The following is a 23634-nucleotide window of genomic DNA, read 5'->3' on the forward strand; positions in this document are numbered from 1 at the left end:
ATCCGGGCCCGAGGCGTGGGCTCACAGAGGCCGTCATCTCAGCGACTCCGACGAAGCCGTCGATGGGCCGGTTCAAAACTCTCCGTGCATGTCGGGAACTCTCCGTGACCGTGCGTGCGTTCTCCTGGCATCCGCTGTGTGATCCATGGGCTCGCACAGCCAGGGGATGCGAAAGGGGTACGGGGGGTGGACATGTACGTGGTGCTGGGGCTGATTCTTCCGTTGCTCGGACTCCGGTGGCTGGGATGTGTGCGGATGGCCGGGCCGTCGCCCTCGCCGTCGGTTCCCCGGGCGAGGTCCGGCCATCCGCGGTCCCTTGCGGCCCCGGCCGGATCAACCGGCGATGGGGCCAGCCGTTCCGGCCAGGGCTTCCAGGTCGCTCTTGCGGACCTTGATCACCAACCAGGCGGTGGCCAGGGCGAGAACACCCATCGCGGCGGCCGCCACGAAGCCCATCGAGATGCCCTGGGTGAGCACCTCGTGTCCCCAGGGGCCGGGCAGCTGCTGCGTCTCGGCGAACTGCGCCTTCTGCTCCGGAGTGGCGTCGGCCATGAACTGCGGCAGTTGCTTCTCAGCCTCGTCCCTGCTGGCCGAGCCGAACACCGTGGTCAGGATGGACAGACCGAGCGACCCGCCCACCTGCTGTGTGGTGTTGAGCAGTCCGGACGCCGCGCCCGCCTCGTGCTGGGCGACCCCGGAGACCGCGGTGATCGTCAGCGTCACGAAGTTCAGCCCCATGCCGAAGCCGAACAGCAGCATCGGTCCCAGCACTCCGCCCACGTACGAGCTGTCGGCGCTGATGAGGGCCTGCCAGGCCAGTCCGAGCACGACGAGCGCCGAACCGGCGAGCATGAACGGCTTGGGGCCGAGCACCGGCAGGAACCGCTGCGACAGACCCGCGCCGATGGCGATCACCACTGTTACCGGAAGGAAGGCGAGACCCGCCTCGATCGGGGTGTACCCCAGCACGTTCTGCACGAAGAGCACGATGTAGAAGAACATCCCGAACATCGCCGCGGCCAGGCTCAGCATGATCACGTAGGTGCCGGAGCGGTTGCGGTCGGCGAACATCCGCAGCGGAGTGATCGGCTCCTTGGCCCGCCGCTCGATGAACGCGAAGGCCAGCAGCAGAACCACCGCCGCCACGAAGGAACCGATGGTCAGGCTGTCTCGCCAGCCTTCGTCCGCAGCCCGGATGAACCCGTACACGAGGGACGCCATGCCCAGTGTCGAGGTCATCGCGCCCGCGATGTCGAAGCGGCCGGTGTGCCGTTCGGACTCGTTGATGTAGAGCGGGGTGAGGACGGCGATCAGGATGCCGATCGGCACATTGACGAACAGCACCCATCGCCAGTCGAGCCACTCGGTGAGCATGCCGCCGGCGAGCAGTCCGATGGCGCCGCCGCCCGCGGAGACGGCGGCGAAGACGCCGAATGCCCGGTTCCGTTCCGGGCCTTCGGGGAACGTCGTGGTGATGAGCGCCAGCGAGGTCGGCGATGCGATGGCGCCACCCACGCCCTGAAGCACGCGCGCAGCAAGCAACTGCCAGGGTTCCTGGGCGAGTCCGCCGAGCAGCGAGGCGAAGGTGAAGAGCAGGATGCCGGTCATGAAGACCCGGCGGCGACCGAGGATGTCACCGGCCCGGCCGCCGAGGAGCAGCAGACCGCCGAAGGTCAGCGTGTAGGAACTGACGACCCAGGTGAGGTCGGTTGTGCTGAACTTGAGAGCGTCTTGAATGTGCGGGAGTGCGATGTTCACAATCGTCGCGTCGAGGACCACCATGAGTTGGCAGGCCGCGATGACGGTGAGCGCTATGCCGGGGTGGCCCTGCCTGCGGGCCGCACCTGGCTTCTGGTCCTGAATCAACTGAGAGGTTGTCACTATGGGTCCCCCACAAGTGCGTTAGTGAACGCTCGCGTTCACTGTCGCGTCAACGGTAGTGAGTCCCCAGTAGTGAACGCAAGCGTTCACTCAGCTTGTCGCCGCGTGGCGTTCCCCCTGTCGCTGCCGCGCGGTCTCCCTGAATCCCCCGAAATACCCGCTTCCTTGTTCGCTGGAGACGCTGATGGTTACCTCGCGCTGGACGGCCGCCCCCGCTCAGGCGGCCTCAATGCGCCGGCGCGGCGCCGTGCTCGAACGCGCGATCCTCGACGCCACGCTGGAACAGCTCAGTACGGTCGGCTGGAACGGCCTCACGATGGAGGGCGTCGCCGCCGGGGCCCAGACCGGCAAGGCCGCGGTCTACCGCCGGTGGCCGTCGAAGGAGGATCTCGTTGCCGACGCGCTGCAGGCCGGACTGCCGCGCATCGACGCGGTGCCCGACCTGGGCAGCGTGCGCGAAGACCTGCTCGCGCTGTGCCGCATTGCGCGTGACGCCATGTACTCGCGCCCCGGTTACGCCCTCCGTGCGGTCATTCACGAATGCGATCAGCTGCAGGCGGAGCGGTTCCACAGCGTGATCTACGACGGGGTCGTGGGACCCACCCTCAAGCTTCTCCGTGACGTCATCACCCGCGGAATAGAGCGGGGCGAGGTGCGCTCCGACGCCGCCAACGGATGCGTTTTCGACGCCATCCCGGCCATGATGATGTACCGGTCCAAGATGCGCGGAAGTGAATGGAGCGACGAGGAATTGGCGGAGATGATCGATCAGCTGATGCTGCCGCTGCTCCGGCCGGGCGGGGGTCGAGCGGCTGGAGCGGGGGCTGTGACGCCGCCGGGGGAAACCGGGGTACCGCCGGGTGATCCGGGCGGCGTACGCTAAGGGCGCCATGCCGTACGAACCACCTACTCACACCGTCGAGCGCTCACTCCGCGCCACGACCGGAGCGAAGATCATTGCCGGTGTCGACGAGGTGGGGCGCGGCGCCTGGGCCGGGCCCGTCACCGTCTGCGCGGCGATCACCGGACTGCGTCGGCCCCCGGAGGGGCTCACCGACTCCAAACTGCTGACCGTCAAACGGCGGACCGAGCTCGCCGTGACGCTGCGGGCGTGGGTGACGTCGTACGCCCTGGGGCATGCCTCGCCGGAGGAGATCGACGATCTGGGGATGACGGCCGCACTGCGACTGGCCGCGGTGCGCGCCCTGGAGGAGCTGCCGGTCCGTCCCGACGCGGTGATCCTCGACGGCAAGCACGACTACCTCGGGAACCCCTGGAAGGTCCGTACGGTGATCAAGGGCGACCAGTCCTGCGTCGCGGTCGCGGCGGCTTCGGTGATCGCCAAGGTTCAGCGCGACAAAATGATGGCCGAACTGGGTATCGACCATGCAGACTTCGGTTTTGCGGACAATGCCGGGTATCCGTCGCCCGTGCACAAGGCCGCACTGGAGGAGCGGGGACCCACCCCGTACCACCGCTTGTCGTGGGCGTATCTTGATGCGCTGCCCCAGTGGCGGCACCTCAAGAAGGTCCGCAGCTGGGCGGAACGGAGTGTTCCAGAGATCGAGGGGCAGCTCGGCTTCGATTTCTGACCGTTTCGTTCGCACTCATGTGCCACCCGTTCACGTGAGCCGCACCAACGTTTGATAAATATCAGCCCATGCCTCTCATTCCCGAGGAGCCTCAGATTCACGAGAGTGCCCAGGGTCCCCGCGCCACGCCGGCCAGTGGCCGCACCGCGCCGACCCCCCGCCCCGTACCCGGTCCGCGTCCCGCGGCTCCGTCGCGTCCCGGCCGTCCCGGGCCCCCGCGGCCCACGGCGCCGGCGCAACGCACGCCCCGAGACACGGCCGCGGCCAAGCCCGGACTGTCCGGTCCGCCTGCCCCCGTCTCCGCACCGGCTGCGGCGACTCCGCAGATCCAGCTGATCCCGGCCTCGGCCGAGGGTGCGCTGGACGCTGCCGAGGAAGCCGTCGACCTGTTGCTGGAGTCGGGCCGTCCCCCCGGTGACGTGCTGGTGATCACCACCGGCGAACAGCACCCGTGGGCTGCCCACGAACTGTCCTTCGGTGAAGCCTCCTACTGGGCCCAGCACGACGCGGGCGACGACGTCTTCTACACGGACGCCGCCGTCGCGAGCCGCGCGGCCTCGCGTGCCGTCGTCGTGGTCGCCGTCAACGGCGGATCCGACGCCGCTGCCGCCACCGCCCTGCCCCTGGCCCTCGGCCGGGCCGGCGCCCTGCTGATCGTCTGCGGGGACCCGCAGCAGATCAACTCGGTGCTGGGCGCGGGCGTCTGAGCCGCTTCCGGTTCGTCCGGGGCGGTCGGTGGCCCGGGTGCAGCCGAGGCGGTACCAGCACGGTGGGGACCTCGGCGTGCCCGCGTGAGCGCTCGCCCGGTTCGACGCTGTCACCATGGGGTGCTTCGGCGCGCGGGTCGGCCGGTCTTCCCGGGGGCGTACGAGTGCCGCAATCGGCGGGGAAACGTTCCGTCGGTGCTGGGCTCAGCGGGCCGCCGCGCGGCGCAGGAGGTCCGAGGCGGCGCCGCCGGTGCGGGGGAGCGGGGGCGGTGACTCGGAGGTGGCGAACGGTTCCGGCGCGGAGTCCACGTTCGGGCGACGGCCGCCACGCCCTTCACCGAGGACCTGCCAGCCGTCCCGGGTCAGCGTGATGTACGCGCCGCAGCGCAGGCCGTGCAGCGTGCAGGCGTCACGCAGGCCCCACATCCACGCTCCGTCCTCCTCCGTCCAACGCGCGTCGCCCTCACGGCAGTAGAGCAGGACGGCGGTGCGCACGGGGGTGCGGCGGCGCAGGTCGTGCGGGATGACCCGGCGCAACTGGTCGAGCAGGACATTGCGGAACATCCAGCCGTCGGCCGGGCTGGTCCGGCGGGTGAACGAGGCGCTCGCCCGGAGACGCTCGTCCGGGTCGAGGACGGCCACGATCGCGGTCGCCGGCTCGGGGCGGTGGCGGGAGTGCAGTCCGCTGACGACCTCACGGGGGTTACGCAGCAGAGGGATCCCGGCGGCGGCCCATTCCGCGGGCTCCAGCACGCGGCCCAGTGTGGTGGCGGACAGGTCGCTGGAGGTCGACGTGGATGCCGCGGGGGACGGAGCGAATCCGAAGGTCACGGTCCTCCCTTCGGCTACGCGCCCACACTGCGGGCGGGGTGGAATCGGGGGACGCGCACCGCAGCGGAGCCCTGCCGGACCACGGGCGAGCCGTGCGGGGAGCGGACCTCAATTCTTCCTGTCGAACTTGGTTGCGGCAACGAGCAATTGGGACGACCGACCGATATAGGACGGTAGGCGTTTTATATCCCTACCCATTGCGTCACCTGGTGACGCGTGGGGCACGAAGCTCTTTGGAGGGGATGAAGAGGGGGGAGCGGGTGAACGGCTGGTTCTGTGCGTCGTACAGAACCGTCCGCCCCGTAAACCTCGCTGTCGACGACCTCGGTCGATGTCCCTCCGGTGGCTGACTGTCAGTGCCATCGGGTTGCATGGGGGCATGGACGAACTGGAACTCCGTGCCGAAGCCGATGCCATCCTCGGGCAGCTCGTGGGCGACCCAGGAGGAGCGGCGCGCCTGCGGGAGGACCAGTGGCAGGCGGTCGCCGCTCTGGTGCGCGAGCGTCGGCGCGCGCTGGTGGTGCAGCGCACCGGCTGGGGCAAGTCGGCCGTGTACTTCGTCGCCACCGCCCTGCTGCGCCGACGCGGCTCAGGACCGACGGTGATCGTCTCGCCGCTGCTGGCGCTGATGCGCAACCAGGTCGAGGCGGCGCAGCGGGCCGGCATCCGGGCGCGCACGATCAACTCCGCCAACCAGGAGGAGTGGGATGCCATCCACGAGGAGGTCGAGCGCGGCGAGACCGATGTGCTCCTGGTGAGCCCGGAGCGCCTCAACTCCGTCGACTTCCGCGACCAGATGCTGCCCAAGCTGGCGGCCACGACGGGACTGCTGGTCGTCGACGAGGCGCACTGCATCTCCGACTGGGGCCATGACTTCCGCCCGGACTACCGTCGGCTGCGGGCGATGCTGGCCGAGCTCGCTCCCGGCGTCCCGGTGCTGGCCACGACCGCGACGGCCAACGCGCGCGTGACGGCCGATGTGGCCGAGCAGCTGGGAACCGGCGCCGGCGAGGCCCTGGTGCTGCGCGGTCCGCTGGACCGGGAGAGCCTGCGCCTCGGCGTGGTCCAACTGCCGGATGCCGCACACCGATTGGGCTGGTTGGCTGAGCACCTGGACGAACTGCCTGGATCGGGGATCATCTACACCCTCACCGTGGCCGCCGCCGAGGAGGCCACCGCCTTCCTGCGGCAGCGCGGCTTCCCCGTGGCCTCCTACACGGGGCGAACGGAGAACGCGGACCGCCTCCAGGCCGAGGAGGACCTGCTGGCGAACCGGGTGAAGGCGCTGGTGGCGACCTCGGCGCTCGGCATGGGCTTCGACAAACCGGACCTGGGCTTCGTGGTGCACCTCGGCTCACCCTCCTCGCCGATCGCCTACTACCAGCAGGTCGGACGGGCCGGCCGAGGCGTCGCCCACGCCGACGTGCTCCTGCTGCCGGGCAAGGAGGACGAGGCCATCTGGCGCTACTTCGCCGACACCGCCTTCCCGCCCGAGACCCAGGTCCGCCAGACCCTCTCGGCCCTCGCCGGCGCCGGACGGCCACTGTCCGTGCCCGCGCTGGAAGCGGTCGTGGACCTACGGCGCAGCCGGCTCGAGACCATGCTGAAGGTGCTGGACGTCGACGGCGCGGTCAAGCGGGTCAAGGGCGGCTGGATCGCCACCGGAGCCGACTGGGTGTACGACACCGAGCGCTATGCGTGGGTCGCGCGCCAGCGGGCCGCCGAGCAACAGGCCATGCGTGACTACGTCGGCACGTCCGGCTGCCGGATGGAGTTCCTGCGGCGACAGCTGGACGACGAGGGCGCGACCGCGTGCGGCCGCTGCGACAACTGCGCGGGCCCCTGGGCGGATTCCAGTGTTACGGCGGAGGCACTGACGGGAGCGACCAAGGAACTGGACCGTCCCGGTGTGGAGGTCGAGCCGCGCCGGATGTGGCCCACGGGAATGCCCGCCCTGGGCATCGAGCTCAAGGGCCGTATCCCCGCCGGGGAACAGTGCTCCACCGGGCGCGCCCTGGGGCGGCTCTCGGACATCGGCTGGGGCAACCGCCTGCGGCCACTGCTGGCCGAGAACGCGCCGGACGGCCCGGTCCCCGACGATGTCCTACGGGCGGCTGTGGCCGTGCTCGCCGACTGGGCGCGATCTCCTGGCGGTTGGGCGTCGGGTGCCCCTGATGCCCCGGCTCGGCCGGTGGGAGTCGTCGCGGTGCCCTCCCTGACGCGCCCACGGTTGGTGGGCACGCTGGCCCAGGGGATCGCGGACATCGGGCGGCTGCCGTTCCTCGGCACGCTGACCTACACCGGGCCGGGCGGCGCGCACACAGTGCGTCGCAGCAACTCCGCGCAACGGCTCAGGGCACTGTCCGGCGCGTTCAGCGTCTCCGGGGAACTTGCGGGGGCCCTGGCGAGCTCTCCTGGCCCGGTGCTGCTCGTCGATGACTACACCGACTCCGGCTGGACCCTGGCGGTCGCGGCCCGTCTGCTGCGGCGGGCGGGTAGTGGGGAGGTCCTTCCGCTGGTGCTTGCGGCGGCGGGCTGAGCCGAGTCGAGCGGTCGACAAACTCGGCCGATCGGCCGCTCGGCCGCTCGGAACGCCGAGGGCGGCACCCCGGGGTGAATTGCCATGTCCCTGCTCGGAGTTATCCACAGGCTCAAGCGGAGGTTCGCAATCCGCGAGATCGTCAGGGCATGACGAATCACGGCGAAAACGCTGGAAACCCTGAGAACGCCGACATCGTGGGGCACGAGACGCACCCCGCGGACCAACTCGACTGCACCGCCTACGAAGGCCACGGCAGCGACCAGCAAGTCACGCTGCGCACCCCGGCCGAGCTGGCCGACGCGCTGCCGTATCTGCTCGGATACCGGCCCGAGGACAGCATCGTGCTGGTCGCCCTGCACGACCGGGACGGCCGCGGCCGCTTCGGCGGACGGGCCCGGCTCGGCATCCCCACCAACCCGGACGACTGGCCCTCCGCGGCACGGCAGTTGGCCCAAGGCCTGGTCACGGGCAGCGAACGCCGCGGCGCCCGCCCCGAGCAGATGGTGGCGTACGTCTGCAAGGAGCCCGCACCCGGCGAGTCCGGCCGACAGATCATGGAACGCCTGCGGCCGCTGGCGCAGAAGCTGCGCATCGAATGCGGCCACCTCGACGTACCGGTGATCGAGGCCCTGTGCATCTCGGAGGGCCGCTTCTGGTCGTACTGCTGTGGGAACGAGGGCTGTTGCCCGTCCGACGGCACCCCGATGGGCCTGCCAGGCACCTCGGTCCTGGCCGCGGCCGCCACCTACGCCGGGCTCCAGGTACGAGGCACCCTGCGTGAGCTGCGGGCCCGGCTGTTCCCCTGGGAGAACGCGGCCGCCCTTGAACAGGAAATCGCCCTGGACACCGCCAGCATGGCCCTCGTCCCACGCATCCTCGACGAGACAAGCCGCGCGACGGTTGCCGAGGAGACCCTGGAACTTGCGGGTCAGGTCATGGGGCGCCTCGCCGGAGCATCACCCGTCTCCGGCACGCTCACCGCGGACCTCCGCGACGACCAACTGCTCACCCATGACGAAGCGGCCCTGCTCATCCTCGGCCTGCAGGACCGTACGACGCGCGACCGCGCCGCCGAGTGGATGGAGGGCGACGAGGCCGCCCCCGCCCTGCGCCTGTGGCGAGCACTGGCCCGCCGCTGCGTCGGCCCCTACGGCGAGCATGCCGCGGCGCCGCTCACCCTCGCCGGCTGGGTCGCCTGGTCCACGGGCGACGAACTGGAGGCCCGCGAGGCACTCGCCATGGCCCTCGGCGCGGACCCCGACTACCTCTTTGCCCGCCTCCTGCACCAGGCCTGCAACGAGGGACTGGACCCGGAGTCCATCCGCCGCTGCCTGCGCGCGGAACGCACGGACCGGAGGCCCACGGGGACGACTGAGGAGCCGGCTCGCAGGCGCCGTGCCCGGTCTGCCGCCCCGGCCGACAGCACGTCGCCCCGACCGGCCGGCAGGTCAGGCCGCCAGTCCGGGACGAGGGTGCCGCGCCCGCGTACGCCGGTGGGCGGCACGCACCCCGGCTCCCACCCCGGCTCCACACGAAAGCCCCGGACCACGCGTGCCCAGGGCAGGCGGCGCGGCGCATGCCAGGAAGGGACGAACACCGGAACCGAGGGGGAGTCGTGATCAAGTGCGACCCGCATCCCGGCCGGCCCCATTCGGCCGCACCCGGGCGTGACCCCGAGGAGCGTCGCCCCGTTCACCTGAGTGGCGGAACGCCTGGACGGGCCGTGCCGTCGACCTGCCCAGGTACCCCCGGATCCCCCACCCGGCGCCGAACACGCCCGAGGCGCACAGAGCGCAGAGGAAGCCGCCCCATGCACCAGCCGACTCCGCCCTCCGCCGCCGACCACAACCGCCCGCCCGCTGCCCGGCCCACACCACCCTTCGGACCGGGCGGGCCACCACCCCCCACGGTCGGAGCGGCCGGAGGCGAACCCCGAAAGGCGGCTTCCCTCCCACCCCCGCAGCCCCGCCGTCCCTCCGACCTTCCCCCTGTCCACACCGCCCTGATCTGCGTCGCCCTCCCAGGCCTCGCCATCTCCCCGGAACAAGGCCAGCTGACCGGCCGAGGCCTCGAGGGCTTCTACCGAGCAGGCCGGCGCGTACTCTCCCGGTGCCAGGTGCGCGTCGCCGGACGCGAACCCCTCCCCGTGCACGCCCGGATGACCGCGGCGGACCGAGCCCGCTTCGTCGGAACCCTCCGCGCCTCCCCGGAGGCGGGCCCCGACCCGGACGTCGTCGTCGAGCGCATCCGCCACGCGGACGGCACCGAGCGGATCACCCTCCACAGCGCAGCCTCTCGCCCCCTGCGCCTGCCGGTCGAGGTCGCCCTCGGCACCGACCTGGCCGACCTGGGAGCCATCGCGTCCGGCAGAACCGGCCCCGAACTGCCCGCCAGCGTCCACGACTCCGGCCTGCGCTGGACCTGCCCTTCGGGGAACTCGGCCGTCACGGCCGACCCCCCGCCCACCGACGCCCTGGCCTCCGCGGGCCTGCTGCGCTGGGAGTTCGCGCTGCCCCCGGGCGGCAGCGCGAGCGTGGAGCTACGGGTACGGCCGGACGCAGCTGGACCCGTCCGGGCCGTGGGCCGAACATCGGCGACTACCCCGCTGGCCCCCGCCCGCGCCGCAGGCGACCACCCCGGCGTCCAGCCACTGCTGCACACCTGCATCGAAGACCTCCAGGCCCTGCTGCTGCGCGACCCTGCCCACCCCACCGATACCCACCTCGCCGCCGGAGCCCCCTGGCGATGCGGGCTGGCGCCAGCCGAAGCGCTGGCCGCCGCCCGGATGACGCTCCCCCTCGGCACCCGGCTCGCCGCCGGCACCCTGCGCACCCTGGCCCGCACCCAGCTCACGGCACCCGGACCGCGGTCCGGCATGATCCCGGGGCCACGCCGGGACGCGGGCACCCATCTGCCACCGAGCTGCACGGCCACCGAAGCCACCCTGCTCTTCCCGACACTTCTCGCCGAAGCCCGCCACTGGGGGCTTCCGGAGAAGGAGACGGAAGAACTGCTTCCAGCCGCCGAGAACTGCCTGACCTGGCTGCGGACGGCCGTGGGCGACGACACATACCTCTGCGACCCCCACCCCGGCGGGCCACAGCGCTGCGAAACCCAGGCGCACGCCCACCGCGCGGCGCTGCTCGGCGCCGAGCTGCTCGACGCCTACGGCAGACCGGGCGGCGCCGGGCTGCGGCAGCGGGCGACGAGTCTGCGGACCGCCTTCCAGCGGGACTTCTGGATCGACGCCCTGGGCGGCGGCCGACCCGCGGCGGCCCGCTCCCCGGACGGGCGGCTCGTACCGCACCTGGGCGCGGCCACCGCTCACCTTCTCGACACCGGCCTCCTGGGCGGCGGCCAACCGGCGCCCGGACTGCTCGACAAGGTGCAGACCGAGCAACTCGCCCGACTCCTCGGCGGCCCGGCGATGGACTCCGGCTGGGGCCTGCGCGGACTGGGCGCGAAGGAGGCGGGGTTCAACCCGTTCGGCCACCGCAGCGGCGCCGTACGGACCCACGAGACGGCTGTCGCCGTGGCCGGACTGATCGCCGCCGGATATGAGAAGGAAGCGAACGGGCTGCTGCGCGGAGCCATCGCGGCCGCCGAGGCATTCGGCCACCGGCTGCCGGAAATGTACGGCGGACAACAGCGCACCGACGGGGGCACGCCCCTCCCGCACCCGGCGGCCTGCCGCCCCGCCGCCACCGCCGCGGCGGCCGGGGTCCTGCTGCTGACCACCCTCGCCGGCATCCGCCCCGACGCCCCCGCGGGAACCGTCACCCTCCGCCCCGCCGCCGGCGCACCCCTCGGGGAGATCGTCCTCACCGGACTGAGAGTCGCGGGCGCCCCCTTCTCCGTACGGGTCGGCCGACTCGGCCTCGCCATGGTCGAGGAGGCCGCCGACGGGCTGCAACTGGGAGTCTGACCTCGCGCGACGGGCTACCGCACAGCGGACGGAGGACCGATCCCAGACCGAAATCGATCAGCCGACGGACCTGCTGGACGACACACGGGCGACCAATGACGGACCCGACTCGATCAGCCGACGGACCGCCGGACGACACACAGACGACCGATCACGGACCGACCTCGATCAACGGTCGATGCGACCGGCGAAGGGAGTGTTTATCGTCAGGCAGACGACTATGATCGCCGCATGCCCTACGACCCGTCAGCCTTTCCGCCCTTCGCCGTCACTGTGGACCTGGTCGTGCTGACCGTGCGCCGCCATGCCCTGTGCGCGCTGGCGGTACGCAGGGGCGAGCCGCCGTTCCAGGGGCGCTGGGCCCTCCCCGGCGGATTCGTCAGGGCCGACGAGGACCTGGCCCAGGCAGCGGCCCGCGAACTGGCCGAGGAAACCGGCATGCGGGCCCACGACCCCGCCGTACCCGTCCAGGACAACGGCGCCCACCTGGAGCAGCTCGCCACCTACGGCGACCCCAAGCGGGACCCGCGCATGCGCGTCGTCAGCGTCGCCCACCTCGCACTCGCCCCCGACCTGCCCGCCCCACGCGCGGGCGGCGACGCCAGCAACGCCCGCTGGGCACCGGTCGAGGAACTGCTCCAGCAGGGCGGCTACGGCCGCGACGGCGAACCCGTCGCCCCCCTCGCCTTCGACCACGCCCAGATCCTGGCCGACGGAGTGGAGCGCGCCCGCTCCAAGATCGAGTACTCCTCGCTGGCCACAGCGTTCTGCCCCACCGAGTTCACCGTCGGCGAGCTGCGCCGCGTCTACGAAGCCGTCTGGGGCGTGGCCCTCGACCCGCGCAACTTCCACCGCAAGGTGACCGGCACCCCCGGCTTCCTCGTCCCCACCGGCGGCACCACCACCCGCCAGGGCGGACGCCCCGCCCAGCTCTTCCGGGCCGGCGGCGCCACCCTCCTCAACCCCCCGATGCTGCGCCCCGAAGTCTGAGACCAGCGCCGGGAACCCGGGCCCGCGAGCGAACGGCGAACAAGGGTCCGAGCGCACCGACTGCCGCCCGTGGAGCAGGCCTTGCGGTGCCCGAAAAACCGGACATAGCGCGCTATCTTGCTTCGGGTGATCCAGGCCTTCGGACTGACCAGCGACCCCCGCAAGGAGCTTCCGCCCGCCGTCGACGACGTCTCCTTCGAGGCGCACGCGGGCCGTGTCACCGCGCTGCTCGGTCCACCCGGAGCAGGTAAGACGACGGCGCTCAGACTTATGCTCGAACTCCAACAGGGCCGTGGACTCACCTACTTCAGAGGCCGCCCCCTGCACCGGATCGCCCACCCCTCACGCGAGGTCGGCGTACTCCTCGGTGATGTCCCTGGCCATCCCGCCCGCACGGTCCGCGGCCACCTGCGCATGCTGTGCGCCGCCGCCGGCGTTCCCGTCCGCCGCGCCGACGAAGTCCTCGAAGTCGTCGGCCTCGTCAGCCTGCGCGAAGAACGACTCGGGACCCTCTCCCGCGGCATGGACCGCCGCCTGGGCCTGGCCTGCGCCCTGCTCGCGGACCCGCACACCCTCATGCTCGACGACCCCGCCGACGGACTCTCCACCCGTGAGAGCCGCTGGCTGTACGGCGTACTGCGCGCCCACGCGACCCAGGGCGGCACGGTCCTGCTCACCACCGCCGACCCCAAGGAAGCCGCACGCACCGCCGACCGGGTCATCACCCTGGACCAGGGCCGACTCGTCGCCGACCAGGACGCCGCCGACTTCTCCCGCACCCGCCTGCGCCCCCGCGTCGCCGTCCGCACCCCGCACGCCGCCCGCCTCGCGGCCCTCCTCGCCAAGGACGCCCGCACCGCACAGCGCTCGGTGGAGATCGTCCGAGAGGGCGGCAACCGCCTCTCGGTGTACGGCAGTACCTGCGCCGACATCGGCGAACTCGCCTTCCGCCACGACGTCCTCGTACACCAACTCGCCGACGAGATCGGGGACATGGGACCGAGGGCGGCCGAGAGGCAGGAGGGGCAGGCGGAGGCGACGGAGATTCCCGGCGAGGCGCAGGGCGCCGGCCACTCCGGCCACTCCGAGAAGAGTCCGGGGGCCCCCTCCCCCCTCCCCTCCCTCCCACCCCCCATCTCCGTCCGCCCCGCCCCCAGCCCCCTCCGCCCCCTCCGCTACGAACTCCGCCGAGCCGCAGGCGTCGGCACCGGGTTCCTCACCACGGCCGCCGTGCTCGTCGTCTCCGCGCTCATCGCCCTGGTCCTCGCCCGTATCGGGCACACCCCGCAGGCACGGCTGCTGGCCGCCTGGCCGCGGGAGCTGCCGTTGCCGCCCGCGGCGCTCGGTGCGGGGCTGCTCGGTGCGCTGGCCTTCGGGGACGAGTTCCGCCACCCCGCGCTGGCGGCGGACCGCGGCACTGTGCCCCGCAGGCTGGGGCTGCTGGCCGCCAAGCTCCTCGTCTCCGGGGTCACCGCGCTCTCGCTGGCCGTTCTGACGGTGGGGTGTGACGCCGAGGTGCTGTATCTCGTATACGGACGGGAGCTCGCGGAGGTTCCCGTGGACTGGCTTTCGCTGGGCGTGAGTTGGATCGGGCTGGTGGTCGGTTGTGCCTGGGCCGGGGTGCTGGCCGCCGGAGTGTTCCGTTCCACCACTGCCGGGCTCGCCGCGGTGGTTGCGGTGCCCATTCTCGTCGTACCTATGGTGCACAAGGTGCTGGAGGGGCCAGGGGTGCGGTCGGCGGCCGGATTTCCGCTGCGGGTCAGGGAAGTGCTGCTGATGCAGTGGCCCTTCGGGGGAGAGCGCTATCTGGCGGCCGGCGCGCGCGTGGTCGCCCAACCCGTGGGCGGTGCGCTGATGTTGTCGCTTACCGCACTGCTGTGCGCGTATCTGCTCACGACCCTGCGAACCAGGGTCCGATGACGACTGTCTCGCCGCTTCCGGTGCTTGCTGTGCGCACAACTCCCCACGGAAAGCCCATTTCTTTCCGATAAGGCGTCAATTGCGACGGGGTGAGCGATCACCCTTTCGTGTGCTTTTCACCAAAGACCTCAAGGGAGTTGGAGAGGGCGCCGACAAAGGATCCGTGAGTACCCTTGCGCACACCATGATGACCGCCGCCCGCGCCGCCGACTCCGGTCTCGCCGGCCCGGGCGAACTCGACCGCTACCCCTACGCCGAGGCCCCTGGCGCCGACCGCGTCGGAGCCCCCTCCTGGGAGGGGGCGGACCCGGAGCTGGGCCGCGTGGGCCGGCGCGCCGCGGGCAGCCGCGGACGCGGACTGCACGGCCAACTCGTCCAGCAGCTCGGCCAGATGATCGTTTCCGGCGACCTGGGTGCGGACCGCCCGCTGGTGCCCGAGGAGATCGGCCAGCGCTTCGAGGTCTCCCGCACCGTCGTCCGTGAATCGCTCCGTGTCCTGGAGGCCAAGGGCCTGGTCAGCGCCCGGCCGAACGTCGGCACGCGCGTGCGTCCCGTCAGTGACTGGAACCTCCTCGATCCGGACATCATCGAGTGGCGGGCCTTCGGGCCGCAGCGCGACGACCAGCGGCGTGAGCTGAGCGAGCTGCGCTGGACGATCGAACCGCTCGCCGCGCGCCTCGCCGCGGGGCACGGCCGCGAGGACATCCAGCAGCGGCTGGCCGACATGGTCGAGATCATGGGCCATGCCATGGGGCAGGGCGACGCCCTCACCTTCTCCCGCGCCGACGCCGAGTTCCACTCCCTGCTCATCCAGGTCGCCGGCAACCGCATGCTGGAGCACCTATCCGGGATCGTGTCGGCCGCGCTCCAGGTCTCCGGAGGTCCGGTCACGGGCTGTGACCGGCCGAACGAGGCGTCGCTCGCGCACCACGCCCGGATCGTCGATACCCTCGCCGCCGGCGACGGCGCGGGCGCGGAGGCGGCGATGCGGCAGCTTCTCGCCGTCCACCCCGAGGTGGAGCGCGTGGTGCCCGCCCCGCGCGAGCACTGACCGCGCCCCACGGGCGGCGCGTCCGGGGATGCCACCCCCCTCCTGTGGCATCGCCCGGTCGGCGAACCGCCTCCCGTCGGACCCCGCAGGATCACCCGGATCCTGCGGGGTCCGACGGTGCGGCGAGGCGGCGGCGTGGGCGGTGAACTTCGGGCCGAACCCCCAGCTGACCGCCTCTGTCCGCGTCTGACCGTTTTTGAGCGCTTACGGGGTGTGACTCGGGCCACGCAGATTGGGCGTAACGCTCGCGGGAACAGCGCGATGACCTAAGAGGTGACAGCCGCGGAGGGAATACGGACGCCATTCAAGGCGCTGTGCATCTTCCCGGCCCCCGCCCGCACCGTCGGCCCATCCCCAGGCCGGTGGTCGGCTCCTGTCCACTGTGGACGGGGCCGGAAGCCGTTTTCCAACGTTCCGAGAGGTTGTTCGTGTCGGCCAGCACATCCCGTACGCTCCCGCCGGAGATCGCCGAGTCCGTCTCTGTCATGGCGCTCATTGAGCGGGGAAAGGCTGAGGGGCAGATCGCCGGCGATGACGTGCGTCGGGCCTTCGAAGCTGACCAGATTCCGGCCACTCAGTGGAAGAACGTACTGCGCAGCCTCAACCAGATCCTCGAGGAAGAGGGTGTGACGCTGATGGTCAGTGCCGCGGAGCCCAAGCGCACCCGAAAGAGCGTCGCAGCGAAGAGTCCGGCCAAGCGCACCGCCACCAAGACGGTCGCGGCGAAGACGGTGACCACCAAGAAGGCCACCGCCACCGCCACCCCGGAGGCACCTGCCGCCGAGGCCGCAGTCGAGGGCGAGGCGCCCGTGAAGAAGGCCGCTGCCAAGAAGGCGACGACCGCCAAGAAGGCGGCCGCGAAGAAGACCGTCGCCAAGAAGACGGCGGCCAAGAAGACGACCGCCGGCAAGGACGACGCCGAGGCCGTCGAGGAAGAGGTCCTCGAGGACGCTCCCAAGGGCGACGAGCCCGAGGGCGCCGAGAGTGCCGGCTTCGTGCTCTCCGACGAGGACGAGGACGACGCGCCCGCGCAGCAGGTCGCTGCCGCCGGTGCCACCGCCGACCCGGTCAAGGACTACCTCAAGCAGATCGGCAAGGTCCCGCTACTCAACGCCGAGCAGGAGGTCGAGCTCGCCAAGCGCATCGAGGCCGGTCTGTTCGCCGAGGACAAGCTGGCCAACGCCGACAAGCTCGCCCCCAAGCTCAAGCGCGAGCTGGAGATCATCGCCGAGGACGGCCGCCGGGCCAAGAACCACCTCCTGGAGGCCAACCTCCGTCTGGTGGTCTCCCTGGCCAAGCGCTACACCGGCCGCGGCATGCTCTTCCTGGACCTCATCCAGGAGGGCAACCTCGGTCTGATCCGCGCGGTCGAGAAGTTCGACTACACCAAGGGCTACAAGTTCTCCACGTACGCCACCTGGTGGATCCGTCAGGCGATCACCCGCGCGATGGCCGACCAGGCCCGCACCATCCGTATCCCGGTGCACATGGTCGAGGTCATCAACAAGCTCGCGCGCGTGCAGCGCCAGATGCTCCAGGACCTGGGCCGCGAGCCCACCCCGGAGGAGCTGGCCAAGGAACTCGACATGACCCCCGAGAAGGTCATCGAGGTCCAGAAGTACGGCCGCGAGCCCATCTCGCTGCACACCCCGCTGGGCGAGGACGGCGACAGCGAGTTCGGTGACCTCATCGAGGACTCCGAGGCCGTGGTCCCGGCCGACGCGGTCAGCTTCACGCTCCTGCAGGAGCAGCTGCACTCCGTCCTCGACACCCTGTCCGAGCGCGAGGCGGGCGTCGTCTCGATGCGCTTCGGTCTCACCGACGGTCAGCCGAAGACCCTCGACGAGATCGGCAAGGTGTACGGCGTGACGCGCGAGCGCATCCGCCAGATCGAGTCCAAGACCATGTCGAAGCTGCGCCACCCGTCGCGTTCTCAGGTGCTGCGCGACTACCTCGACTAGGTCGCGGTCCTACGACGCCGAAGGCCCGGTTCCCCGCGCGGGAGCCGGGCTTTTCGTGTGCCCGCGCGGGTGCGGGGCGCGGCGGGGTGGATCACTCTGGGTGTCTCATGACCACCCCTGAGTGAGGAGCGCGCATGCGTCGTCCCCTTGTCCGGGCGCTGGCCGGGCCGTTGGTCCTGGCTGCCGCCGCGGCCGTCATACCACTCGCGTCCGCCGCCCCCGCGGGCGCCGACAGCGTCGTCGTCGGGGGCTTCCCTGTCGATGTGTCCGAGGCCCCCTGGACAGTGGCGCTGTCCAGCCGTGACCGGTTCGGGGGTACGCGCTCGGGGCAGTTCTGCGGTGGCGTGGCCGTCGGCCCGTCCACCGTGCTCACCGCGGCCCACTGTCTGGGCGAGGATGTGCTCGGGGCGCCGCCGGACCAGGTGGAGGACCTCAGCGTCATCGCGGGCCGCACGGATCTGCGCTTGGCCGAGGGCCAGGAGATCGATGTACGGGAGACCTGGGTGAATCCCGGATACGACGACGTCACCAACGCCGGGGACTTCGCCGTGCTCACCCTCGACAAGAAGCTGCCGCAGGGATCGGTGATCGCGATGGCGGCGGCCGGGGATCCGGCGTACACGTCGGGCACGCAGGCCATGGTCTACGGGTGGGGCGATATGACCGGCAGCGGCGACTACGCGTCGGGTCTGCGGGCGGCACGTGTGCAGGTGCTGTCCGACAGTCTGTGCGAGCGGGCCTATCCCGGCGGTGGGGACGGCTCCTACCTCGCCGACAGCATGTTGTGCGCCGGAGAGGTGCTAGGGGGCCGGGACGCCTGTCAGGGGGACAGCGGAGGGCCGCTGGTCGCTCAGGGGCGGCTGGTCGGGCTGGTGTCCTGGGGAAGCGGCTGCGGTCGCCCCGGGAGCCCCGGGGTGTACACGCGCGTGTCCGACGCCCTGACGACCCTGCGCTGGGATGTCGGCGCCGCGCGAGGGCCGCGTACGGCCTTCTGAGCGAGTCCGAGCGGCTCGGCCACGCGTAAGGGCGGCTGCCCCTGGAGGATCAGGGGCAGCCGCCCTTACGCCGGCCTAATGCCTGGAGCTGGCTCGTCGTGGACGCGAGTTGTCAGCGCTCTTCTTCGGAGGCGGTGGCAGGAGCGGCAGTCAGTCGCTCCGTCTCGTCCTGTATCTCAGCGGCGATCTTCTTGAGTCCCGGCTCAAACTTGCGGCCGTGGTGGGCGCAGAAGAGCAGTTCTCCGCCGCTCAGCAGGACGACGCGCACGTATGCCTGAGCGCCGCAACGGTCGCAGCGGTCGGCGGCCGTCAGCGGGCTCGCGGGGGTCAGAACAGTAGTCACGTCGCCTCTTCTCTAGCTCGACGAGCTGTCGTACCAGGGTCAACATCCAACCAGTCGGAAAACGTTCCCGCTCGGGGCTTTTCCTTGAAAAAATCTTTCCAGCGGCTGGCTGCTGCCGGTTGGCGGCGAATGTGCCGTATTGCGTGTCTGTGTGTCGTACGGGTTCGCGCTGTCGGTCAGTGTCGGTCCTCCCGGCTGGATTGCCGGTTTGTTCATGAGGACGTGCCCGGAGCCTAAATGGTTCATGCCTGGAAGGGAACGTGATATGTACTTCACTCCATCGAGGGATCGAACACCTATGCGACTCTGGACTAGTCTGCCAACAGACGAGGGTGGCGTTACATCGGCTCTACCAGGCCTCGGTACCCTCTGAGCGGCAACCGAAGCCGCGCCCTTACCCAAAAGGGCACCACCTGAAATTCAGCGAGGAGCGAACCGCGTGACCGCCGAGACGTCCGTGCCGTCCACAGCGCTGCTGGCAGGAGCAGACCGGGACGGTTCCAACTACACCGCGCGGCACCTGCTCGTCCTTGAGGGCCTGGAAGCCGTGCGCAAGCGCCCGGGTATGTACATCGGCTCGACCGACAGTCGCGGTCTGATGCACTGCCTCTGGGAGATCATCGACAACTCCGTGGACGAGGCCCTCGGGGGCTACTGCGACCACATCGACGTCGTCCTCCACGACGACGGCTCGGTCGAGGTCCGGGACAACGGCCGGGGCATCCCGGTCGACGTCGAGCCCAAGACCGGCCTGTCCGGTGTCGAGGTCGTCATGACCAAGCTGCACGCCGGCGGCAAGTTCGGCGGCGGCTCCTACGCCGCCTCCGGCGGCCTGCACGGCGTCGGCGCCTCCGTGGTGAACGCCCTGTCCGCCCGGCTCGACGTCGAGGTGGACCGCAGCGGCCACACCCACGCCATCAGCTTCCGGCGCGGTGTCCCCGGCGCCTTCGCAGGTGAGGGGGCCGAGGCCAAGTTCGAGGCCAAGGGCGGACTGCGCAAGGCCAAGAAGATCCCCAGGACGCGCACCGGCACGCGCGTGCGCTACTGGGCCGACCGCCAGATCTTCCTCAAGGACGCCAAGCTCTCCCTGGAGCACCTGCACCAGCGCGCCCGCCAGACGGCCTTCCTGGTGCCCGGCCTGACCATCGTCGTCCGCGACGAGCTGGGCCTCGGCCAGGACGGCAGCAAGGGCGAGGAGTCCTTCCGCTTCGACGGCGGAATCAGCGAATTCTGCGAGTACCTGGCCACCGACAAGCCGGTCAACGACGTCCTGCGCTTCTCCGGGCAGGGCACCTTCAAGGAGACCGTCCCGGTCCTGGACGAGCACGGCCAGATGACGCCCACCCAGGTCACCCGCGAGCTCGACGTCGACGTCGCGATGCGCTGGGGCACCGGGTACGACACGACCCTGAAGTCGTTCGTGAACATCATCGCCACCCCCAAGGGCGGCACCCATGTCGCGGGGTTCGAGACGGCCGTGACCAGCACGATGAACGAGGTGCTGCGCGCCAAGAAGCTGCTGCGCGTCGCCGAGGACGACATCGTCAAGGACGACGCCCTGGAGGGCCTCACCGCCGTCGTCACCGTCCGCCTGGCCGAGCCCCAGTTCGAGGGCCAGACCAAGGAGGTCCTCGGCACCTCGGCGGCCCGGCGCATCGTGAACACCGTGATCTCCAAGGAGCTCAAGGCGTTCCTGACGTCCACCAAGCGGGACGCGGCCGCCCAGGCCAGGGTCGTCATGGAGAAGGCGGTCGCCGCCGCCCGTACGCGCATCGCGGCCCGCCAGCACAAGGACGCCCAGCGCCGCAAGACCGCCCTGGAGTCGTCCTCCCTGCCCGCCAAGCTCGCCGACTGCCGCAGCGACGACGTCGAGCGCAGCGAGCTGTTCATCGTCGAGGGAGACTCCGCGCTCGGCACCGCCAAGCTCGCCCGGAACTCCGAGTTCCAGGCGCTGCTGCCGATCCGCGGCAAGATCCTCAACGTCCAGAAGTCGTCCGTGACCGACATGCTGAAGAACGCCGAGTGCGGCGCGATCATCCAGGTCATAGGAGCGGGCTCGGGCCGGACCTTCGACATCGACGCGGCCCGCTACGGCAAGATCGTCATGATGACCGACGCCGATGTGGACGGCTCCCACATCCGCTGTCTGCTGCTGACGCTGTTCCAGCGCTACATGCGGCCCATGGTCGAGGCGGGACGCGTCTTCGCGGCCGTACCGCCGCTGCACCGGATCGAGATCGTCCAGCCCAAGAAGGGGCAGGACAAGTACGTCTACACATACTCGGACCGCGAACTGCGCGACAAGCTCATGGAGTTCCAGACCAAGGGCGTCCGCTACAAGGACTCGATCCAGCGCTACAAGGGCCTCGGTGAGATGGACGCCGACCAGCTGGCCGAGACCACGATGGACCCGCGCCACCGCACCCTGCGCCGCATCAACCTCTCCGACCTGGAGGCAGCTGAGCAGGTCTTCGACCTGCTGATGGGCAACGACGTGGCACCGCGCAAGGAGTTCATCTCCTCCTCGGCGGCGACCTTGGACCGCTCGCGTATCGACGCCTAGTCGCCGCGCCGGGCTCAGGTCGCATTCTCGGCCTCGGCCTCGCCGGAGGTGGTTCCCCTCGCTCATCACCTGATGGGGTGAAGCGCGAGGGGAACAAGAGTCGGGGATCTTCCCGTTCTGTCCATCCTTGGGCATGCACTCAAGCAACGGTCACTCCCGCGCGCGCGAGGGTGGTTCCGACAGGTCGGACCCGGTCGAGGCGCCCGACAGCGTGCGGTACGACGACCCCTGGTACGACGCCCTGGCCTCCGGCTGGGGCGAGGCGGACGACGCCCCCGCCGCCGTACCGCAGGCCCGTGCGGAGCGCGCGGACGGGGCCACGGCCGCGGACGTCTACCTGGAGGTGCAGCGCAGCGCCGCCTTCCAGGAAGTGCGCAGCCGGTACCGGAGGTTCGTGGTACCGGCCGTCATCGGCTTTCTGGCCTGGTACGTCGGCTATGTCGTGACCGCCACCTCCGCACCGGGGCTGATGGCCCAACCGGTGGCCGGCGCCGTGAACGTGGCGATGCTCGCCGGGCTCGGGCAGTTCCTCACCACGTTCCTGCTCACCTGGGCCTACGCCCGGCATGCGCGCCTGCATCGCGACCGCGCCGCGCTCGAACTGCGCTGGGACACCCAGGAGCTGACCCGTGGCGTGAGGGGCGGCCGCTCGTGACGGGCGATCACCAGACCCTGGCACTCCTGCTGTTCAGCGCGTTCGTCGCCGTCACCCTGGCCATCACGACCTGGGTGAGCCGCCACCGGCACGGTTCGGCCGAGGAGTTCTACGCCGGCGGCCGGCTCTTCTCACCGATGGAGAATGGTTTTGCCATCGCCGGCGACTACATGTCGGCCGCTTCCTTCCTCGGCATCTCCGGACTCATCGCGCTCTACGGCTACGACGGACTGCTGTACTCCGTTGGCTTCCTCGTCGCCTGGCTGGTCGTGCTCTTCCTGGTCGCCGAACTGGTCCGCAACTGCGGCCGGTTCACCCTCGCCGACGTGGTGGCCGCGCGGATGAGCGAACGGCCCGTGCGGATCGCGGCGGGAACTTCCTCGGTCGCCGTGTCCGTTCTGTATCTGGTGGCGCAGATGGTGGGTGCGGGCAGCCTGGTCGCGCTGCTGCTCGGCGGCCAGGGCGAGGCGGCGCAGACCTGGACCGTCATCGGCGTCGGCGCGCTCATGGTGATCTATGTGTCGTTGGGAGGGATGCGGGCCACCACCTGGATCCAGATCGTCAAGGCGGTCCTGCTGCTGGGCGGCACCATCACCTTGACCGTGCTCGTCCTGGTGCGATTCCACGGCGATTTCGACCAATTGCTGCTCACGGCGGCCGAGCGCAGCGGCCACGGCGAATCGTTCCTGGCGCCCGGACTCAAGTACGGCGCCGACTGGACCGCACGCTTCGACTTCATCAGCCTCGGACTCGCCCTGGTGCTCGGCACCGCCGGACTGCCGCACATCCTGTCCCGCTTCTACACCGTGCCCACCGCCCGGGCGGCCCGGCGCTCGGTGGTCTGGTCGATCGGGCTGATCGGCGGCTTCTACCTGATGACGATTGTCCTCGGCTTCGGCGCGGCCGCGATCGTGGGCCCGGACGCGGTACGAGGGTCGAATGCCGCGGGGAACACGGCCGTACCGCTGCTGGCGCTCGATCTCGGCGGCGGCGCCGACTCCACTGGCGGAACGGTTCTGTTCGCGATCGTCGCCGCCGTCGCCTTCGCCACCATCCTCGCCGTGGTCGCCGGGATCACCCTCGCCTCCTCGGCGTCCGTGGCCCACGACCTGTACGCGTCACTGCGGCGCCGGCACGCCAAACCGCGCAGCGAGGTCGCCGTCGCGCGCGTCGCCGCAGTCGGCATCGGCGTGGTCGCCATCGCCCTCGGCCTGCTCGCCCGCGATCTCAACGTCGCTTTCCTGGTGGGCCTCGCCTTCGCCGTCGCCGCGTCCGCCAATCTGCCCGTGCTGCTCTACTCACTGTTCTGGCGCGGCTTCACCACCCGCGGCGCCGTATGGGCGGTGTACGGCGGTCTGATCCCGGCCATGACACTCGTGCTGCTGTCGCCGGTGGTGTCCGGCAGCCCCGAATCCTTGTTCCCCGGCGTCGACTTCCAGGTGTTCCCGCTGCAGAACCCCGGCCTCGTCTCCATCCCCCTCGGCTTTCTCGCCGGCTGGCTCGGCACGGTCACCTCCTCCGAGGTGCCGGACGAGGCCAAGCACGCGGAGACCGAGGTGCGCTCACTCACGGGAGCGGGGGCGGCGTAACGCCTCGCGCGCTCCCGGAGACAACGGCACGCCGGATCCGTATGACATGGGCGGGGTACGGCCGCTTCCCCCGCCCCCACCACCGGCCG

17 protein-coding genes are annotated in these 23634 nt (G+C 70.8%); 14 read left to right on the plus strand and 3 right to left on the minus strand.

Features of this window, described 5'->3' with window-relative positions:
* Positions 1–333: 333 nt before the first annotated feature.
* Positions 334–1881: an MFS transporter gene (locus OHT76_RS31525; RefSeq protein ID WP_328874233.1), complete on the minus strand. Its 1548-nt coding sequence runs from the start codon at positions 1879–1881 to the stop codon at positions 334–336.
* Between the two features lie 184 nt (positions 1882–2065).
* On the opposite strand from OHT76_RS31525, the gene OHT76_RS31530 reads away from it, so the two are divergent.
* From OHT76_RS31530 to OHT76_RS31540, 3 genes are all read left to right on the plus strand, one after another.
* Complete coding sequence (locus OHT76_RS31530) at positions 2066–2764, plus strand: TetR/AcrR family transcriptional regulator (RefSeq protein WP_328874234.1); 699 nt, start codon at positions 2066–2068, stop codon at positions 2762–2764.
* Between the two features lie 7 nt (positions 2765–2771).
* Positions 2772–3473, plus strand: coding sequence for a ribonuclease HII (locus tag OHT76_RS31535; protein WP_328874235.1), 702 nt, complete (start codon positions 2772–2774; stop codon positions 3471–3473).
* A 68-nt stretch (positions 3474–3541) separates the two neighbouring features.
* Positions 3542–4180, plus strand: coding sequence for a hypothetical protein (locus OHT76_RS31540; RefSeq protein WP_328874236.1), 639 nt, complete (start codon positions 3542–3544; stop codon positions 4178–4180).
* A 204-nt stretch (positions 4181–4384) separates the two neighbouring features.
* On the opposite strand, the gene OHT76_RS31545 is transcribed toward OHT76_RS31540, so the two are convergent.
* Positions 4385–5011, minus strand: a complete 627-nt coding sequence (locus OHT76_RS31545) for a hypothetical protein (protein ID WP_328874237.1) — start codon at positions 5009–5011, stop codon at positions 4385–4387.
* Between the two features lie 379 nt (positions 5012–5390).
* On the opposite strand from OHT76_RS31545, the gene OHT76_RS31550 reads away from it, so the two are divergent.
* The 8 genes from OHT76_RS31550 to OHT76_RS31585 all read left to right on the plus strand — a co-directional run bounded on the left by OHT76_RS31550 (position 5391) and on the right by OHT76_RS31585 (position 18395).
* Positions 5391–7550 (plus strand): RecQ family ATP-dependent DNA helicase, encoded by a 2160-nt coding sequence (locus OHT76_RS31550; protein ID WP_328874238.1) that lies wholly within the window; start codon positions 5391–5393, stop codon positions 7548–7550.
* A gap of 149 nt (positions 7551–7699) precedes the next feature.
* Positions 7700–9172: a DUF4192 domain-containing protein gene (locus OHT76_RS31555; RefSeq protein WP_328874239.1), complete on the plus strand. Its 1473-nt coding sequence runs from the start codon at positions 7700–7702 to the stop codon at positions 9170–9172.
* Between the two features lie 191 nt (positions 9173–9363).
* The gene (locus tag OHT76_RS31560; RefSeq protein WP_328874240.1) at positions 9364–11478 is read left to right on the plus strand and encodes a glycogen debranching N-terminal domain-containing protein; all 2115 of its coding nucleotides are present in this window, start codon (positions 9364–9366) and stop codon (positions 11476–11478) included.
* Positions 11479–11709: 231 nt separating this feature from the next.
* A complete protein-coding gene (locus tag OHT76_RS31565; protein WP_188292918.1) occupies positions 11710–12468 on the plus strand; it encodes an NUDIX hydrolase in 759 nt (252 codons plus the stop codon).
* 126 nt (positions 12469–12594) lie between these two features.
* Positions 12595–14388 (plus strand): ABC transporter ATP-binding protein, encoded by a 1794-nt coding sequence (locus tag OHT76_RS31570; protein WP_328874241.1) that lies wholly within the window; start codon positions 12595–12597, stop codon positions 14386–14388.
* A gap of 163 nt (positions 14389–14551) precedes the next feature.
* Entirely contained in the window at positions 14552–15439 is an 888-nt protein-coding gene (locus OHT76_RS31575) for a FadR/GntR family transcriptional regulator (protein WP_328874242.1), read from the plus strand.
* A 428-nt stretch (positions 15440–15867) separates the two neighbouring features.
* Complete coding sequence (locus OHT76_RS31580; RefSeq protein ID WP_328874243.1) at positions 15868–17400, plus strand: RNA polymerase sigma factor; 1533 nt, start codon at positions 15868–15870, stop codon at positions 17398–17400.
* 134 nt (positions 17401–17534) lie between these two features.
* Positions 17535–18395, plus strand: a complete 861-nt coding sequence (locus tag OHT76_RS31585; RefSeq protein ID WP_328874244.1) for a serine protease — start codon at positions 17535–17537, stop codon at positions 18393–18395.
* 112 nt (positions 18396–18507) lie between these two features.
* Here OHT76_RS31585 and OHT76_RS31590 read toward each other — a convergent pair whose 3' ends face one another.
* A complete protein-coding gene (locus tag OHT76_RS31590; RefSeq protein WP_250071150.1) occupies positions 18508–18738 on the minus strand; it encodes a DUF7455 domain-containing protein in 231 nt (76 codons plus the stop codon).
* 439 nt (positions 18739–19177) lie between these two features.
* Here OHT76_RS31590 and OHT76_RS31595 point away from each other — a divergent pair, with 439 nt between their 5' ends.
* The 3 genes from OHT76_RS31595 (at position 19178) to OHT76_RS31605 (ending at position 23545) form a co-directional block, all read left to right on the plus strand.
* Positions 19178–21301 carry a DNA gyrase/topoisomerase IV subunit B gene (locus tag OHT76_RS31595; protein ID WP_328874245.1) on the plus strand — a complete coding sequence of 708 codons (2124 nt, stop codon included), beginning with the start codon at positions 19178–19180 and terminating at the stop codon, positions 21299–21301.
* A gap of 133 nt (positions 21302–21434) precedes the next feature.
* Entirely contained in the window at positions 21435–21956 is a 522-nt protein-coding gene (locus OHT76_RS31600) for a DUF485 domain-containing protein (protein ID WP_328874246.1), read from the plus strand.
* Positions 21953–23545 carry a solute symporter family protein gene (locus tag OHT76_RS31605; protein ID WP_328874247.1) on the plus strand — a complete coding sequence of 531 codons (1593 nt, stop codon included), beginning with the start codon at positions 21953–21955 and terminating at the stop codon, positions 23543–23545. Before OHT76_RS31600 ends, OHT76_RS31605 begins: the two co-directional genes overlap by 4 nt.
* Positions 23546–23634 lie beyond the last annotated feature (89 nt).

The sequence above is a fragment of the Streptomyces sp. NBC_00287 genome, assembly GCF_036173105.1.
In the GTDB taxonomy this organism is placed as follows: Bacteria; Actinomycetota; Actinomycetes; order Streptomycetales; family Streptomycetaceae; genus Streptomyces.